Below are 16780 nucleotides of genomic sequence, written 5' to 3' on the forward strand. Positions count from 1 at the left end.
AGTACTCAGGAAAGAGTTATCGTGATCGCACCCATTCCCCCCCTTGTCGTTGATCTCGACGGAACCTTACTGCGTTCGGATATGTTGATGGAAACCGGCATGGCGTTTATGCGCAGTCAACCGGCCAATTTCATCCGTCCCTTGAAGTGGTTGCTTCAGGGAAAAACGTCGCTCAAGCAAGGTCTGGCGCAGAACTCCGAAATAGATGTCAGCCTCTTGCCTTACGACCCTGCCGTTATAGAATTAATTGAAGTCGAGCGCCAGACTGGACGAACGATCATCCTGGCGACTGCAACACATCATTCGTTGGCCGATCAAATAGCCGGGCACCTGAAGCTGTTTGACCGGGTACTGGCGACGGACGCCAACCGTAATCTGTCAGCCGAACGCAAGCGTGACCTGCTCGTTGAGCTTTACGGCGAGGGCGGATTCGATTACGTCGGCAACTCACTGGATGATCTTTCGGTGTGGGCGGCTTCACGTAAAGCCTATGTGGTAAATCCTGAAGCTGGGGTAGAACTGCGCGCCAAGGCCTTCGGAAACGTCGAGCAGGTTATTGTTTCAAACTCTTCCAATTACAAAGACTGGCTCAAGGCTTTGCGCCTTCATCAATGGATGAAAAACGCACTTATCTTCGTACCGTTGCTGGCGGCACACCAATTCACCAACCTGACACTCGTATGGCAAGGTATTTTAGCATTTCTATTTTTTGGGCTCTGCGCTTCCAGTGTCTATCTGCTGAATGACTTACTCGATTTAGCAGATGATCGCCACCATCATTCCAAGCGACGTAGGCCGTTTGCTTCAGGTAAGTTATCCATAAAGTCCGGATTGCTTTTATTTCCTCTATTGTTGGTGATCGCATTTGGCGGATCCGTTTTGTTACTGCCCTGGGAGTTTGGTGCTACGCTCGTGGGTTATTATGTGCTCACCTTACTGTATTCCTTATTGCTGAAACGGTGCATGGCAGTGGATGTCATTGCCTTGGCTGCGCTTTATACAATAAGAATTATCGCAGGCGCGGCAGCCTTCGAGCTAGCGTTGACATTTTGGGTATTGGCTTTTTCGATGTTCATGTTTTTAAGCCTTGCACTAGTCAAACGTTACGCTGAACTCCACGATGCGCGAATTAAAGGGATAACGGAAAAAACCCGTGGGCGTGGTTATTACCCGGCTGACCTTGAGATGATCTCTTCGCTGGGGGCTTCTTCTGGCTATTTGGCCGTGATGGTATTGGCACTCTATATCCATGATCAGGAAACGGCAGCACTTTATGCCCACCCGCAGGTGATCTGGTTGGCATGTCCATTACTGCTTTTCTGGGTGACCCGTGTGTGGATGCTGACTCACCGAGGGCAGATGCACGATGATCCTGTGGTATTTGCCATTCGTGATCGCGTGAGCTTAGTTGTGGGGGCGTTGTTTGGGCTGGTATTTTGGGTGGCCGCGTGAGCGAATCATTATACTCGTGGGGCCGTTACCCGGATAAACCGCAGCGAGGGCATGCCGCAAGTTGGCGTGACGGTTTACCGGAGTTACTCGCGCAAGTGAGTAAATCGCATACGAGCACTCTGCCTTATGGCAATGGGCGTAGTTACGGAGATAGCTGCCTTTCAACTAGCAACCACGTCTTGCAAATGCGTTCACTGGATCGGTTTATCAAGGTCGATTGGCAATTAGGCACTGTCTGCGCCGAAGCCGGGGTAACGTTGGCGGAAATCCTTGCGTTGGCAATTCCGCAAGGTTGGTTCCTGTCTGTTACACCTGGAACGCAATTCGCGACCCTTGGCGGTGCTATTGCTAATGACGTTCATGGGAAGAACCATCATCTGCGCGGCACCTTTGGCCGACATGTTCTTGGTTTCGGGCTTTTACGCGACCGTGAAGTATGGGCATGCAGTGCCACCGAGAATGCTCACCTATACGGTGCGACCATCGGAGGGCTGGGACTTACAGGTGTGATTACATGGGCCTGCATACAACTTATCCCCATCTGCGCTAGCCAGATCAACAGCACGATGGTGAGATTTGACAATTTGGCGGAGTTCTTTTCGCTATCGGCGGAGTTGGACCACCGGCATGAATACAGTGTTGCCTGGATCGATTGCCTTGCCAAAGGCGAGAGTATCGGGCGCGGTGTGTTTATTGTGGGAGACCATGCCGGGTATGGCGCATTGGACGTTGATAAGCGCAATAAGCTAAATGTGCCCCTGATCCCCCCGTTGTCTTTAATTAATAACCTTTCGTTGCGTGCATTCAATCACACCTACTGGCACGCCCATCCAAGTCAACGCAAACAGGTGCGCAGCGGCTACGAGCCATTCTTTTACCCTTTGGATCGCATCCTGCATTGGAATCGAGTGTACGGTCCTCGCGGCTTTCAACAATATCAGTGCGTGATTCCAGATAGTGCTGCCGAAGTGGCGATGCGTGAGATCCTGGGGGTTATCGCCGACGCTGGGCAAGGATCGTTTCTGGCTGTTCTCAAACGTTGCGGTGACATTGAGTCACCCGGTTTATTGTCGTTCCCGTTGCCGGGAGCCTCGCTGGCGCTGGACTTTCCTCAAAAGCAGGGTTTGGTCCCGTTATTTCTGCGTTTGGATCGTATTGTCCACGAGGCGGGAGGACGATTATATCCGGCCAAGGATGCACATATGAGCGGCGCGGACTTTCGTCGTGCCTACCCCGCTTGGGAACAGTTGGAAGCGTTGCGAGATCCATCATTGAATTCCCATTTTTGGAAACGGGTTACCGAATGAAACGAGTATTGATTATCGGCGCGACCTCGGCGATTGCCTCCGCCTGCGCACGCATATGGGTAGAAGAAGGTAGTCAGTTTTTCTTGGTAGGGCGCAACGCCGAAAAGTTAGAGCAATGCGCCGCAGACCTCACAGTGAGAGGTGCCACTGCCGTTAATGTGCATTGCATGGACGCGACTGACTTCGCTGCACACGGTGTAATGCTTGAAAGCTGCACCGCAATGATGCGACAAATTGATATTGCGCTGATCGCCCACGGAACGCTGCCAGATCAAAACGCGTGTGAGCAGGACGTCGGCACCGCGCTGGCAGAGCTGGCTAACAACGGCACTTCAGTGATCGCTTTACTCACCCTCCTTGCCAATCAATTTGAAACCCAGCGGTGCGGCACGTTGGCCGTCATTTCGTCTGTTGCTGGGGATCGTGGCAGGCCGTCCAACTATCTTTACGGTACGGCTAAGGCTGCTGTTTCCACATTCTGCGAAGGGTTGCGCGCGCGGATGTTCAAAGTGGGCGTGCATGTTATTACTATAAAGCCTGGGTTTGTTGATACGCCGATGACTCAGGGGTTGGCACTGCCAACGGCATTAGTTGCTAAACCAGAGCAGGTAGCGAAGCTAATCGTAGAAGGTATAAATAAGAAGAAAAATACGATATACGTCCCGGGTTTTTGGCGCTTTATCATGATGATTATAAGATCAATTCCTGTAGTTATATTCAAAAGAATAAATATTTAATTGTAATGAGGTGGAAAGTGCGTACGAGTAAGGAAACGCGTCTCCCGATAGTTTTTTTCGATGGAGGAAAATGGTTGGGAATAACATGTGTGTTTTTATTGTTGTTGGTTTTGTTGTGCGTATTTGTACCTTTTAGTCCAGTCATGCCGTCTGTTGGCCTTGACCCATCATGGGTGCTTGGCATGAATCAGGCTGTTTCGCAGGGCCTACGTATTGGCACTGACGTGATTTTTACCTTCGGACCTTATGCGTCTATTTACACCAGAGCCTATCATCCAGCAACAGATGTTATGATGCTGGCCGGTAGTGTGCTCCTGTCTATCTCTTGTTGGTTAAGTATAATTTTTTTAGTTAAGGGCCGGCCTGGCTTGCTGCTGTCGCTGTGCGTGGCTCTACTCTTCGCAGCTTACTCACGTGATGCGTTGCTTTTGTTTGTACCGTTCCTGGCTGCGCTAGTGTCTTATAAGATTATAAATAATCGAGCGGTGGGCTTCCCGTTATTACCAAGAACGTTATTTGTTTTTGTAGTAGCGTTTGCGGCGTTGGGGTTGATTCCTGTTATTAAGGGGAGTGTGTTAATACTTAGCGTGGCAATGGTTCTCGCCTGTTTAGGGATGTTTATTTTTTGTCGGGAAGGTAGGTTGGCGCTGTTGTCTGTAGTGACTCCAGTTGTGTCAATTATCGTTTTCTGGGTCGCATCAGGACAAACTATCAGTGATCTTCCTAGTTATTTTATTAATATGGTTCCTATTGCTTCAGGTTATACGGAGGCTATGGCTATTCCTGGGGAAAGCTATGAGGTGATTGTATATGTAGTTGCAGCTTTATTGGTGGTTTTTGCAAGTTTTTTCGATCGTAAAAAAGTATCGTTTTCGATAATAGATTTGTTTTTACCTGGCGTTTTCTCTCTATTTTTATTTGTTTCTTTCAAAGCTGGATTTGTACGGCACGATGCACATGCTGTAGCGGCAGCTATAGCCATACTTTTGGGAGGGATTTCTCTGTTAGCTTTTTACAAAGGAAAGCTTACAGCGGTCGCGTTAATCTTCTCTCTATTCACCGCAGGGTTAGTGTTTAATCGTCATGTTGGACTGAGTCTGCCTACAGTAAGTAATTTGGTGAATGTGACGCTGGTATCTGCGGCAGTTGGAATTGAGAGGCGCATCTCGGATAAAACCTGGCCTAAAGCGGATTTCGAGAATCATATCGCGTATTATAAAAGTGTGACTGATTTACCCCTCTTGAAGGGGCGCAGTGATATCTATTCGTTCAATCAGGCACCTTTGATATTCTCTGGAAATACTTGGGCACCACGTCCTATTTTTCAGGGGTACTCAGCTTATACCCGGAGCCTTGCGGAAAAAAATATTCAACATTTACTTGGGGAGGATGCTCCAGATAATATCTTTTTCAGGGTAGAGCCTATCGATGGACGACTGCCGTCGATGGATGATGGCGCAAGCTGGCCTACACTTTTGACTGGGTATCATCCTGTTAGACGCCTTCCGGGATACCTACAGTTGGAAAAGAATGGTGCAGATAAGTATGCTGTTATCAGTGCTCGTGGAGAGCCTGCTGCGCACCAACTAGATGAAGTTGTTGTTATTCCATTAACTAATAAGATCTTGGTGGCAAAAATTGATGTAAAGCCTACCGTGCTTGGTCGCCTGGCTAATATTTTATTCAAGCCGGCAGAGTTGCGTATTGCTATAGTCTTGAACTCTGGAGAAGAGCGGACTTATAGGGTTGTATCCGGGATGCTGAAATCAGGAGTAGTGATTTCTCCATTGGTTGAAGATACTTTTGATTTTAGTCTGCTGTACGGAGATGCTGATTTTTCGACGGGTAAAAGAGTTAAGTCAATTAAAGTTTATCAGGCGCACTCTTCGGATTTTTCTTGGCAATCTAAGTATTCTCTTCAATTTGATGAGTTGGAGGTGGCAAGGAAAATAGATCCTGTTAAATTTTTTGGATTTGATCCGGTTGATAATGATGCTGGCAAGTTGTCGCTTGTTAACGCTCAGAAGTGTGATGGCTCAATTGATATGATTAATGGGGTAAATCCTCTACCTGAAATACAATTGCATCGCCTAATGAGTGTTTCCGGCTGGCTTGCATCCTCTGTAAGCGAAGGGGTCCCGTCTGAGGCTGTTTATATTATGTTGAGCGATAAAACGGGGAAGAATACGTTTGTGAAAGCTAAGGTTAAATCTCGTATTGATGTGGCAAATGCATTTAAACAGCCGAATCTAGAATACGCAGGTTATTCTGTTGAATTCGATACGGAAGCTTTGCAAGGTGTATATAGTTTGCGGCTGGCGATGAAGCGAAATGGGCGTGTTGAAGTTTGCCCAGAGTATCTGATTTCCGCAACGATCAACGACCAGGTGAACTAATGAAAAAGATAATTCTTCCCGGTGGCGCCGGCTTAGTTGGACAGAATCTTGTCGCGAGGCTGAAAGCCAAGGGCTATAGCAACATCATAGTCCTAGACAAGCACAGGCAAAATATCGAAATACTCAAGCAGGTTCAACCTGACGTCGTTGTGGAATTTGCCGATCTGGCAGAGCCTGGTGACTGGCAGAGGCATTTCGTGGGGGCTGATGTGGTGGTCATGTTGCAGGCGCAAATCGGCGGGTTGGATTATCAAGAGTTTGTACGCAATAATGTTGATGCCACCGCACTGATTCTAGATGTGATTAAACGCAATGACATTCCGAACCTGATACATATTAGCTCCTCGGTTGTTGAGTCGGTAGCGGACGACTTTTACACGCGAACCAAAAAAGATCAGGAAAAAATGGTTCTCGATAGTGGTGTTCCTTGCCCCATTCTGCGACCTACTTTGATGTTTGGCTGGTTTGATCGTAAACACCTCGGCTGGTTGTCGCGGTTTATGAAAAAAGTGCCTGTTTTTCCAATACCTGGGCATGGGCGTTATATGAGGCAGCCTTTGTATGTCGGCGATTTTAGTAAAGTCATTATCAGTTGCATCGAGAAGAATATCCGAGAAGGTATTTACAATATCTCAGGGCACGAGAAAATCGATTATATCGATATGATTCGTGTCATTAAAAAGGCGACGAACTCGAGCACCCCGATTGTGCGTATTCCATACACATTATTCTATGGGCTCATTTGGACGTGGTCTCTGTTTGACAAGAACCCACCGTTCACGACCCAACAATTAGCCGCTTTGAGCGCCAAGGATGAGTTTGAGGTGATTGACTGGCCGGGGATTTTCGACGTGCCCTACACCCCGTTTGCTGAAGCGGTGGATGAGACATTTAACGATCCAACGTACGGCAAAGTGGTTTTGGAGTTTTAAGCATGGGACAACGAATTGCAGTATTGGGCGCAGGGCCAATGGGGCTTGCCGTCGCCTACCAGTTGGCGCGTGACGGGCATACCCCGGTCATCTTCGAGGCCGATGATCGTGTGGGTGGTATGACTGCGGCTTTCGATTTCTCAGGTTTGAGTATTGAGCGTTACTACCATTTCCATTGTATTTCGGATCATGCGTTTCTCACCATGCTGGATGAGTTGAGCTTATCGGATCAAATGCGCTGGGTTGAAACCAAGATGGGCTATTGGTTCCAGAATCGCCTTCAACCTTGGGGTAATCCTATTGCGTTGTTGAAGTTCAAGGGGTTGAGTCTGATCGCTAAGTTTCGTTATGGTTTGCACGCTTTTCTTTGCACAAAACGAAACGATTGGAAACCGCTGGACGGTGTTGAAGCAACGGGCTGGATTCGACGTTGGGTTGGAGCAGAGGCCTGGGAGGTATTGTGGCGCCGCTTGTTCGATTACAAATTTTACGACTACACCGATAATCTTTCTGCCGCCTGGATCTGGAGCCGAATTCGTCGTATCGGACGTTCGCGCTACAGCCTATTTCGTGAAAAACTAGGTTATCTGGAGGGGGGGTCGGAAACTTTACTGCAGGCAATTAAGCGGGATATTGAGGCCAATGGTGGTGAAGTGCGGCTAAAGTCGCCAGTTACTAAAGTTCTGATAGACGAAGGCAGGGTCCAAGGCATTGAGTTGAATGGGCAAGTCGAGTACTTCGACAAGGTGATCAGTACCATTCCTTTACCCTATGTGCCACAGGTTATACCTGATTTGCCCGCTGATATTCTTCAGCGCTTTAATAGTTTAAAAAATGTGGCCGTAGTGTGTGTGATTGTAAAATTACGCAAGCCACTTAGTGAGAATTTTTGGTTGAATACCAATGATCCTGACATGGATATTCCTGGGTTGGTGGAATATAGCAACTTGCGTCCGTTGGATCAGCATATAGTTTATGTGCCGTTTTATGTACCGTCTGAGCACCCGAAATTTGCAGAGCCGGACCAAGTGTTTATTGAAAAAGTTAAGCGTTATCTAGAGAGGATCAACCCACTGCTGACTGATGACGACTTTCTGGAGTTGCGTGCTAGTCGTTATCGTTATGCTCAGCCAATTTGTGATCCGGGCTACCTGGATCGTCTTCCTCCGGTATCTCTTCCCGTTGAGGGGCTATGGGTTGCGGACACGTCCTATTATTACCCGGAAGACCGTGGCATATCGGAAAGTATTGATTTTGGTCGGAAAATGGCGCGGGATGCAGTTCAGTGATTCATCAGTTCATGTCTCGTCAGTTTTTGGTCTTCCTGCTCACCGGCGGAACAGCAGCAGCGGTCAATTTTGGGTCGAGGATTGTCTATAATCACTGGATAGGGTTTTCCAGTGCCGTTATCCTAGCGTACCTCACCGGTATGATCACCGCGTTTGTACTTGCCAAACTGCTTGTTTTCAAAGATGGCAAGCAATCGCTGCATCGTTCGGTAATTTTTTTCGTGTTGGTAAATGTTGTTGCCGTCTTCCAGACTTGGATGATTAGCATGGTGTTGGCTTTCTATATACTCCCTGGCCTAGGTATTCACCGTTTCGTGGCAGAGATTGCTCATGGCGTAGGTGTAATTGTTCCGGTGTTTACCAGTTATCTAGGCCACAAACGCTGGTCGTTTCGCTGAAAGCAGGTGTACTTGGGAGCTCAGTCACGGTACTGGGGCTGTCGCCCTCGCCTCCGTTGCCGATGGTAAGGGTCAAGGCCTTTATTGAAGCTTCGAGGGCGCTCCCGCTGTATGATTCATCGACTGACGAAATCAGCTTGTGGTTTTACGCTGAGGATTTAGGTGTCTGTCATCAAAAATTGAGCTGGAAGGAAAGTTGGGAACTATGGGTACATTACGGACAAATCTGCTTCGCCTCCCTCGCCGGCAGAAGCGCATTCTACAGGTCACCGCTGACACGCTGCTGGTGTGGCTTGCATTGTGGATGGCATTTGTGGTCAGGCTCGGTATCGACGAGTTGATCAATCCCGTAGTACAGCACTCATGGTTGTTTTTAAGTGCCCCGATAGTCTCGATTCCCCTCTTTATTCGATTTGGTATGTATCGTGCGGTGATGCGCTACTTTGGCAACGACGCCTTGATTGCGATTATCAAGGCCGTGAGCCTGTCTGCGTTGATCCTCGGCGTCGTGGTTTATTGGTACAGCAACCATGAAAGCGTCGTACCCCGTTCCATCATATTCAACTATTGGTGGTTGAGTTTGATCATGATCGGTGGATTACGCCTTGCAATGCGTCAGTACTTTCTGGGTGACTGGTTCACTGCCGTTCAGCATGTTCCCTTTACGAGTAGAGATGATGGATTATTGAAAGTTGCCATCTATGGTGCGGGGGCAGCAGGTAATCAATTGGTTGCAGCATTGCGGATGGGCAGAGTGATGCGCCCAGTAGCTTTTATTGATGACGACAGTGATATTGCAGGCAGGGTGATCTCTGGGTTGCAAGTATACAAGCCCAAGCACCTACAACAGATGCTTGAATCGACAGGTGCGCAAGAAATTCTCCTCGCCATTCCGTCTTCCAACCGTGCTCGTCGTCGCGAAATTCTCGGTCTTCTTGAAGACTTTCCACTCCATGTGCGAAGTGTTCCTGGCTTTATGGACCTTGCCAGTGGCCGAGTAAAGGTCGATGATATCCAAGAAGTCGATATAGCAGACTTACTTGGTCGCGACCCAGTTCCTGCCAATGGCGAGCTGCTTGAACATTGCATCAAGAGTCAAACTGTTCTGGTTACCGGTGCAGGAGGGTCTATTGGCTCTGAGTTGTGCCGACAGATTCTGGACCTGCGCCCCACCACACTTTTACTCTTTGAACACAGTGAGTTCAATCTATACAGTATTTTGTCTGAGTTAGAGCAACGGATTGTGCGGGAGTCATTGCCTGTTCGCATTTTACCAATACTAGGGTCTGTGCGTAATCAGCCCAAACTTTTGGATGTTATGAAAACTTGGCATGTAGACACCGTATATCATGCGGCGGCCTATAAACATGTGCCGATGGTCGAACACAATATTGCCGAAGGCGTGCTGAATAACGTGATTGGCACCCTCAACACCGCTCAGGCCGCGCTTCAAGCGGGTGTTAGCAACTTCGTACTTATTTCAACTGACAAAGCTGTACGCCCTACCAATGTCATGGGTAGTACTAAGCGTCTTGCTGAACTGACATTACAAGCGCTCAGCCGGGAGTTGGCCCCTGTGCTGTTTGGCGACAAGTCGAATATTTCTCACGTTAACAAAACGCGATTCACGATGGTTCGTTTCGGGAATGTGCTAGGCTCCTCGGGCTCTGTTATTCCGCTATTCTATAAGCAGATCAAGTATGGTGGACCACTTACGGTCACTCATCCGAAGATTACGCGCTACTTCATGACCATTCCCGAAGCTGCCCAGTTGGTTATCCAGGCTGGATCTATGGGGCTTGGTGGTGACGTGTTCGTTCTGGATATGGGCGAGCCTGTAAGGATCGTTGAATTAGCCGAGAAGATGATTCATCTGTCAGGCCTGAGCGTTCGCTCTGACAAAAATCCCCATGGTGATATTGCTATCGAGTTTTCGGGGTTGCGCCCAGGGGAAAAACTTTATGAAGAGCTGCTGATCGGGGATAACGTGGTTGCAACTCAGCATCCGATGATTATGAGTGCTAATGAGGACCATCTTTCGTGGGACGTACTCAAGGATAAGCTGACAGAGCTTCTTGCGGCCGTGGAGCAGGACGACTACACCCGCGTCCGCCAACTCTTGCGCGAAACTGTAAGTGGCTACTCCCCAGAAGGTGAAATCGTCGACTGGATCTACCAGCAACGTCGCCTGGAACCATGAGTTAACACTCTGTAACCCACCCACTTTTGACACCCTCCACCCATCGCCTAACGTAGAAAAGCAGCTTCGGAAAAGCTGCTTTTTCTACCTCACCGATGTCATGGAGCCCCACCAATGCAAAACACCTACCTCACCTCCCTAATCTTCGCCTTCCTCACCACTCTCTCCGCCGCCACTACCGCCGCCCCATCGATCAAACCCGAGCCCCCAACCCCGATCGCCGTCCAGATAATGCAGGCTGAACAATCCTCCAAGGTCAACCTCAACGCCGCCGACGCCGAAACCCTGCGTCGTGACCTTTTCGGCATCGGTGCCGCCAAGGCCAATGCAATCATCGCCTATCGCGAGAGCAACGGTCCGTTCATGGCGGTGGATGAGTTGTTGGAAGTAAAGGGTATCGGCAAGGCGTTGCTGGAGAAGAATCGTGGCAGGTTAGAGATCAAGTAAGCATCGAGGGGCCGGTCAGTGACCGGCCTTTTTTCATCCGGGATCTGCGTTTACAAACCGTCGCGCACGATTTCGACGATGCGTGTTTACCACGCTGAATCTTTTTACATCGCGCAGGCGTTGGCATGAAAAGTGATTACTGACACAGGGAGGATTGTTCAACAATCGTGAGGTAACGATGACACTCAGCTTGTCCTTAGCCGACCAGATCGCCCTGGAACTGCGTGCCGACATCATTGGTGGCCGACTGTTGCCGGGAATGGCATTGGTCGAAGCCGAGCTGGTCAAGGCCTATAACGCGTCGCGCAATACGATTCGTGAGGCGTTGCACCGTTTGGAGCGGAAAGGGTTGACGCGCTACGTGCGCAACAAGGGCGTGGTGGTTCGTCGGTTGGAGCGCGAAGAGGTGCGTGATTTATTTGTCGTCCGCCGCACGCTCGAATTGCAGGCCATTGCCCAGAGCGGTGCGTTCACCCAGGATCAATCCGAGCGTATGCAAAACGCCATCGAGGCCACCGCGCTGGCCCGGGAGCGTGAGGACTGGCGTGCGGTTGCGACCCACAGCCTGTTGGTGCACCAGCAGATTGTCGGGTTGATGCGCAGCCCGTTGTTCGACGAGTTTTTCGCCCAGGTGATTGCGCAGTTGCGTCTGGTGTTCTGCGCCGCGCCCGATGAGCAGCGTTTCCAGTCGCCCTGGCTGGAACGGGACCTTGAGATCCACGCGTTATTAGCCAATAACAACAAGCTGGCGGCCGGGGAGGCGATGAGTGTGTACCTGGATGATTCGGAACGGCAGTCGTTGGCCCTGTTTACTTTCCCTTGATCGAGGAATCGCACCATGTACAAAGACTATCCAGCCGCTTACCAGGTCAGCAAAGGTTCGGCGTTGCAGGTCGACACCGCGTTTTATGAGCGTATCCGTGAGCGCAAGGATCAACGCACCTTGGTCGAGCAGTTCGAGGTGCCGATTCGCACGGGCAGGGCGTGGAAGGTGCCGGCCGGGCATGTGTTCCGTGTGACTACGCCGGTGGGGCCACAGGTGGGCGACTTCAATGTGTGGAACGCCAACGACCCGCGCGAACGCCTGTGGGCCGCGCGCACGCGCCAGTTACAGGGCGCGCATGTCAGCACCCATGATCGGTTGTGGTCGAACCTGCCGTTCCTGCGGCCGCTGGTGACCATCACCGATGACAGCCTGGCCAGCTACGGCATTGATGAGCACGGCGGGCGTCTGCACGATTTGCTCGGTACGCGCTGCGACCCGTATGTGAACCGCATGCTCACTGGTGAAGATTTCCATCATCACTGTCACTCGAACCTGACCCGTGCGGTGTTGCCTCACGGTCTGACGGAATTCGACGTGCATGACGTGCTGAACATCTTCCAATGCACCGGCCTCAATCACGACGACATGTATTTCATGAAAGCCTGTCCGGCGCAGAAGGGCGATTACCTGGAGTTTTTTGCCGAGATTGATTTGTTGTGTGCGCTGTCGACCTGCCCGGGCGGGGATCTGTCGCTGCCGATGTGGGGCCCGGATGCACAGGACCCGCTGACGGTGTGTCGTCCGCTGGGGGTTGAGATTTATCGATTGGAAGCCGAGTTGCTGAACGGCTGGAGTCAGCCGGAGCGTGCTGCTTATAAAGGGCAGCACGGTTTGCAGATTGCCAAGGCGGAATGGGAGTAACCGGGGGAGGGGGCTGCTTCGCAACCCGACGGGAGCAAGCTCCCTCGCCACAAGGGCAAACCAGGTCAGCGGTCCTGCCCATCCTTGGCATCCGCCTGCGCATTGCGCTCGGCCACGCGTTTGCGTTGTTCGTCGGTGAGTTCCACTTTGTTGGCGCTGTCACGCAGCATCAGCAGCCCGCCGACGATCGACCCGATCGCAACCACCATAATCAACCATGCATACCACGGCATAACGCTCTCCTTGAGGCAGATTGCCGTGGGAGGTTTTTCCCACGGTAATAACTGCTTTGAGTTACAGGCTTTCTGAGTAGTTCAGTGTAGGCCTGTTCTGCCTCAAAACCTTAGAGCCCGGTCAACATTGCATCTGCCGGTGCCGCGGCGCGGTCGTGCGCGGTCATCTGGAAGTAGATGAAGCCGACCACCATGAAGCCGAGGAAGATCATGCCGATCAGCGCGTTGAACCAGGCCATGGCCACCAGGCACACCACCGCCAGCACCAGCGCGATGCCCGGTACGATCGGGTAGCCCGGTGCGCGGAAGGTGCGTTCCAGCAGCGGTTCGGTCTTACGCAGTTTGAACAGGCTGAGCATGCTCATGATGTACATCACGATGGCGCCGAATACGGCCATGGTGATCATTGCTGCAGTCAGGGTCATGCCGCCCAGGTTGATCAAACCGTCGCTGTAGATGGCGGCAATACCGACCACGCCGCCAGCGATGATTGCCCGGTGCGGTGTATGAAAACGCGACAGCTTGGCCAGGAACGACGGCAGGTAGCCGGCCCGAGCCAGGGCGAAGAATTGGCGCGAGTAGCCAAGGATGATGCCGTGGAAGCTCGCCACCAAACCGAACAGGCCGATCCACACCAGCATGTGCAGCCAGCCGGAGCTTTCGCCTACTACGGTTTTCATCGCCTGGGGCAGCGGGTCGTTGATGTTCGACAGGGTGCGCCAGTCGCCCACGCCGCCGGCGAAGAACATCACGCCCATGGCCAGGATCACCAGGGTCAGGATGCCGCTGATGTAGGCTTTGGGAATGGTGCGCTTGGGATCTTTCGCTTCCTCGGCCGCCATGGCCGCGCCTTCGATGGCGAGGAAGAACCAGATCGCGAAGGGGATCGCCGCGAACATCCCGGCAATCGCCGGAGCACCGAAGGTGTCGGAGCCGGCCCAGCCATTAAGGGCGAAGTTGCTGAAGCTGAACGCGGGGGCGACCACGCCCATGAACACCAGCAGTTCGGCGACGGCGAGTACGCACACCACCAGTTCGAAGGTGGCGGCGAGTTTCACGCCGAGGATGTTCAGGCCCATGAACACGATGTAGGCGCCGACGGCGGCGTGTTTCGGATCGAGTGCGGGAAACTGCACATTCAGATACGCACCGATGGCCAAGGCGATAGCGGGTGGGGCGAACACGAATTCGATCAGGGTCGCCAGGCCGGCGATCAGGCCGCCTTTCTCACCAAACGCGCGGCGGCTGTAGGCAAAGGGCCCACCTGCGTGGGGAATGGCGGTGGTCAGTTCGGTGAAACTGAAGATAAAGCAGGTGTACATCGCGGCGACCATCAACGAGGTCACCAGGAAGCCCAAGGTCCCGGCCACGCCCCAGCCATAGCTCCAGCCGAAGTATTCCCCGGAAATCACCAGCCCGACCGCGATGCCCCACAAATGCAGGGTGCCCAAGGTGGGTTTGAGTTGTGTGTTCATCGTATTGCGCTCCCTGAACCGGTTGGAATGATTCAAGGTGTTGCAGCGGCCATGCCAGCCTGAGAATCATTGTCGTAAAGCTGCGCTACTGTCGTTTGGGGGATGGTTTGGCGTTTGAATTTTCCGGTTGCTGCACCAGATAAGTGCGGCGGTGACTGTGCCGGTGCTATCGGGAGCAAGCTCCCTCCCACACTTGACCGAGTTGTCACGCCGAGCGCCGATCAACCTGTGGGAGGGGGCTTGCCCCCGATAGCGCCCGCCCAGGCGCCGAAACCCCCGGTGTAAACCCCGCATAAACCCACTCTTTACGCCATCTTTACGCCCCACCCAGCCCCTCGCTCTCGTTCCTTTACACCACTCCTGCCGACAATTGCCCCACACGCGGCACTCGCCGCTAAACGGAGAGACTTCCATGAGCGTTCTGGACGGGGTGTCACTGCTATTGGCCGTGGCGCTGTTCATTTATCTGCTGGTTGCGCTGTTACGCGCGGATCGGAACTAGGAGCAGGCTATGCACAGTTATGACTATTGGCTGATCATCGCCTTCTTCGCCGTGGTACTGGTGCCGGCCCCGTTCCTGGGGCGGTTCTATTACAACGTGATGGAAGGCCGGCGCACTTGGCTCACGCCGCTGCTCGGGCCCGTGGAGCGCGCGTGCTATCGCCTCTCGGGCGTGGACGCGCAGCAGGAACAGAGCTGGCAGAAATACATGCTGGCGTTGCTGGCGTTCAACCTCGCCGGGTTTGTGTTGCTGTTCTCGATCCTGTTGTTCCAGGGCTACTTCCCACTGAACCCGCAGAAGTTGCCGGGCCTGGAGTGGACCCAGGCCTTCAACACCGCAGTCAGTTTCATCACCAACACCAACTGGCAGTCTTACAGCGGTGAAGCGTCCCTGAGCTACCTCAGCCAGATGGCCGGCCTCACCGTGCAGAACTTTGTCAGTGCGGCCACCGGCCTGGCAGTCCTGGTCGCGCTGTGCCGTGGGATCGGTCGCAAATCCACCCAGACCCTGGGCAACTTCTGGGTCGACATGACCCGCGCCACGCTCTACGGCCTGTTGCCGTTGTGCCTGGTGATGGCGTTGTTCCTGGTGTGGCAGGGCGTGCCGCAAACCTTCGCGCATTACGTTGATGCCGTGACCCTGCAGGGCGTCGACCAGGTGATCCCTTTGGGCCCGGCAGCCAGCCAGATTGCCATCAAGCAACTGGGCACCAACGGCGGTGGTTTCTTTGGCGTGAACTCGGCGCATCCGTTTGAAAACCCGACGGCCTGGGCCAACCTGTTCGAGGTGTCGGCAATCATCCTGATCCCGGTGGCGCTGGTGTTTACCTTCGGCCATTACGTGAAGGATCTGCGTCAGAGCCGGGCGATCCTCGCTTGCATGCTGGCCCTGTTCCTGATCGGCGGCGCGACCTCGCTGTGGGCCGAATACCAGCCCAACCCGACCCTGAACAACCCGGCGGTTGAGCAGACCGCACCGCTGGAAGGTAAAGAAGCGCGCTTCGGCACCACTGGCACCGTGTTGTGGTCGGTGACCACCACCGCGGCGTCCAACGGTTCGGTCAACGGCATGCACGACAGCCTCAGCCCCCTCAGCGGGATGGTGGCACTGGTCAACATGATGGTCGGCGAAGTGATCTTCGGCGGCGTCGGCGCCGGTATGTACGGCATGTTGCTCAACGTGTTGATCGCGGTGTTCCTCGCCGGCCTGATGATCGGCCGCACTCCGGAATACCTGGGCAAGAAGCTGCAGGCCAAGGAAGTGCAATTGCTGGTCGTGACCCTGATGGTGATGCCGATCGGCGTGCTGGTGCTCGGTGCCATAGCCTCCAGCCTGCCCGGCCCGGCCGGTGCGATCAGCAACCCTGGCCCCCACGGGTTCAGCCAGTTGCTCTATGCCTACACCTCGGCCAGTGCCAACAACGGTTCGGCGTTCGGCGGCTTCAGTGCCAACACGCCGTTCCACAACCTGATGCTGGGCCTGGGCATGTTGATCGGTCGCTTCGGCTACATCCTCCCGGTACTGGCCCTGGCCGGCAGCCTGGCGATGAAGAAGACCGCCCCGATTGGCCAGAACAGCTTCCCCACCCATGGTCCGCTGTTCGTGACCCTGTTGACCGTGACCATTTTGCTGGTGGGCGGCCTGACCTTCCTGCCGACACTGGCACTGGGCCCTATTGCTGAACACCTGAGCATGGCTGCTTTTAAATGAAGAGCCGAGGGATAT

At 52.8% G+C, this 16780-nt stretch carries 15 protein-coding genes; 13 read left to right on the forward strand and 2 right to left on the reverse strand.

Annotated features, from left to right (window positions below):
* Positions 1 to 81 precede the first annotated feature (81 nt).
* The 11 genes from RGV59_RS14340 to RGV59_RS14390 all read left to right on the forward strand — a co-directional run bounded on the left by RGV59_RS14340 (position 82) and on the right by RGV59_RS14390 (position 12845).
* Entirely contained in the window at positions 82 to 1452 is a 1371-nt protein-coding gene (locus RGV59_RS14340) for a UbiA family prenyltransferase (protein WP_231590045.1), read from the forward strand.
* Positions 1449 to 2759 (forward strand): FAD-binding oxidoreductase, encoded by a 1311-nt coding sequence (locus tag RGV59_RS14345; RefSeq protein WP_046385337.1) that lies wholly within the window; start codon positions 1449 to 1451, stop codon positions 2757 to 2759. Before RGV59_RS14340 ends, RGV59_RS14345 begins: the two co-directional genes overlap by 4 nt.
* Positions 2756 to 3496, forward strand: coding sequence for an SDR family oxidoreductase (locus tag RGV59_RS14350; RefSeq protein WP_126585888.1), 741 nt, complete (start codon positions 2756 to 2758; stop codon positions 3494 to 3496). The genes RGV59_RS14345 and RGV59_RS14350 overlap by 4 nt, the downstream gene beginning before the upstream one ends.
* Before the next feature lie 17 nt (positions 3497 to 3513).
* Positions 3514 to 5892 (forward strand): hypothetical protein, encoded by a 2379-nt coding sequence (locus RGV59_RS14355; RefSeq protein ID WP_148106870.1) that lies wholly within the window; start codon positions 3514 to 3516, stop codon positions 5890 to 5892.
* The gene (locus tag RGV59_RS14360) at positions 5892 to 6824 is read left to right on the forward strand and encodes an NAD-dependent epimerase/dehydratase family protein (RefSeq protein ID WP_046384264.1); all 933 of its coding nucleotides are present in this window, start codon (positions 5892 to 5894) and stop codon (positions 6822 to 6824) included. Before RGV59_RS14355 ends, RGV59_RS14360 begins: the two co-directional genes overlap by 1 nt.
* A 2-nt stretch (positions 6825 to 6826) precedes the next feature.
* Positions 6827 to 8113: an NAD(P)/FAD-dependent oxidoreductase gene (locus RGV59_RS14365; RefSeq protein ID WP_126585890.1), complete on the forward strand. Its 1287-nt coding sequence runs from the start codon at positions 6827 to 6829 to the stop codon at positions 8111 to 8113.
* Positions 8114 to 8124: 11 nt separating this feature from the next.
* Positions 8125 to 8511, forward strand: a complete 387-nt coding sequence (locus RGV59_RS14370) for a GtrA family protein (RefSeq protein ID WP_174630458.1) — start codon at positions 8125 to 8127, stop codon at positions 8509 to 8511.
* 205 nt (positions 8512 to 8716) lie between these two features.
* A complete protein-coding gene (locus RGV59_RS14375) occupies positions 8717 to 10711 on the forward strand; it encodes a polysaccharide biosynthesis protein (protein WP_046384261.1) in 1995 nt (664 codons plus the stop codon).
* Between the two features lie 114 nt (positions 10712 to 10825).
* Positions 10826 to 11158: a ComEA family DNA-binding protein gene (locus RGV59_RS14380; protein ID WP_126585891.1), complete on the forward strand. Its 333-nt coding sequence runs from the start codon at positions 10826 to 10828 to the stop codon at positions 11156 to 11158.
* A 178-nt stretch (positions 11159 to 11336) separates the two neighbouring features.
* Positions 11337 to 11981 carry a GntR family transcriptional regulator gene (locus RGV59_RS14385; protein ID WP_126585892.1) on the forward strand — a complete coding sequence of 215 codons (645 nt, stop codon included), beginning with the start codon at positions 11337 to 11339 and terminating at the stop codon, positions 11979 to 11981.
* Between the two features lie 15 nt (positions 11982 to 11996).
* Positions 11997 to 12845, forward strand: a complete 849-nt coding sequence (locus RGV59_RS14390; RefSeq protein WP_046384258.1) for an urea carboxylase-associated family protein — start codon at positions 11997 to 11999, stop codon at positions 12843 to 12845.
* A 65-nt stretch (positions 12846 to 12910) separates the two neighbouring features.
* Here the strand turns inward: RGV59_RS14390 and RGV59_RS14395 are convergent, their stop codons facing one another.
* Both RGV59_RS14395 and eat read right to left on the reverse strand, forming a co-directional pair.
* Positions 12911 to 13078 (reverse strand): DUF2897 family protein, encoded by a 168-nt coding sequence (locus tag RGV59_RS14395; protein ID WP_079443146.1) that lies wholly within the window; start codon positions 13076 to 13078, stop codon positions 12911 to 12913.
* A 110-nt stretch (positions 13079 to 13188) separates the two neighbouring features.
* Positions 13189 to 14553, reverse strand: a complete 1365-nt coding sequence (gene eat / locus RGV59_RS14400) for an ethanolamine permease (RefSeq protein ID WP_017848825.1) — start codon at positions 14551 to 14553, stop codon at positions 13189 to 13191.
* Between the two features lie 412 nt (positions 14554 to 14965).
* On the opposite strand from eat, the gene kdpF reads away from it, so the two are divergent.
* Together kdpF and kdpA are read left to right on the forward strand one after the other, a co-directional pair.
* Positions 14966 to 15055, forward strand: a complete 90-nt coding sequence (kdpF, locus tag RGV59_RS14405) for a K(+)-transporting ATPase subunit F (RefSeq protein WP_003218754.1) — start codon at positions 14966 to 14968, stop codon at positions 15053 to 15055.
* Between the two features lie 9 nt (positions 15056 to 15064).
* Positions 15065 to 16765, forward strand: coding sequence for a potassium-transporting ATPase subunit KdpA (gene kdpA / locus RGV59_RS14410; RefSeq protein WP_017848824.1), 1701 nt, complete (start codon positions 15065 to 15067; stop codon positions 16763 to 16765).
* The last annotated feature ends 15 nt before the right edge of the window (positions 16766 to 16780 follow it).

The sequence above is a fragment of the Pseudomonas sp. FG1 genome (assembly GCF_034313875.1).
GTDB lineage: Bacteria > Pseudomonadota > Gammaproteobacteria > Pseudomonadales > Pseudomonadaceae > Aquipseudomonas > Aquipseudomonas veronii.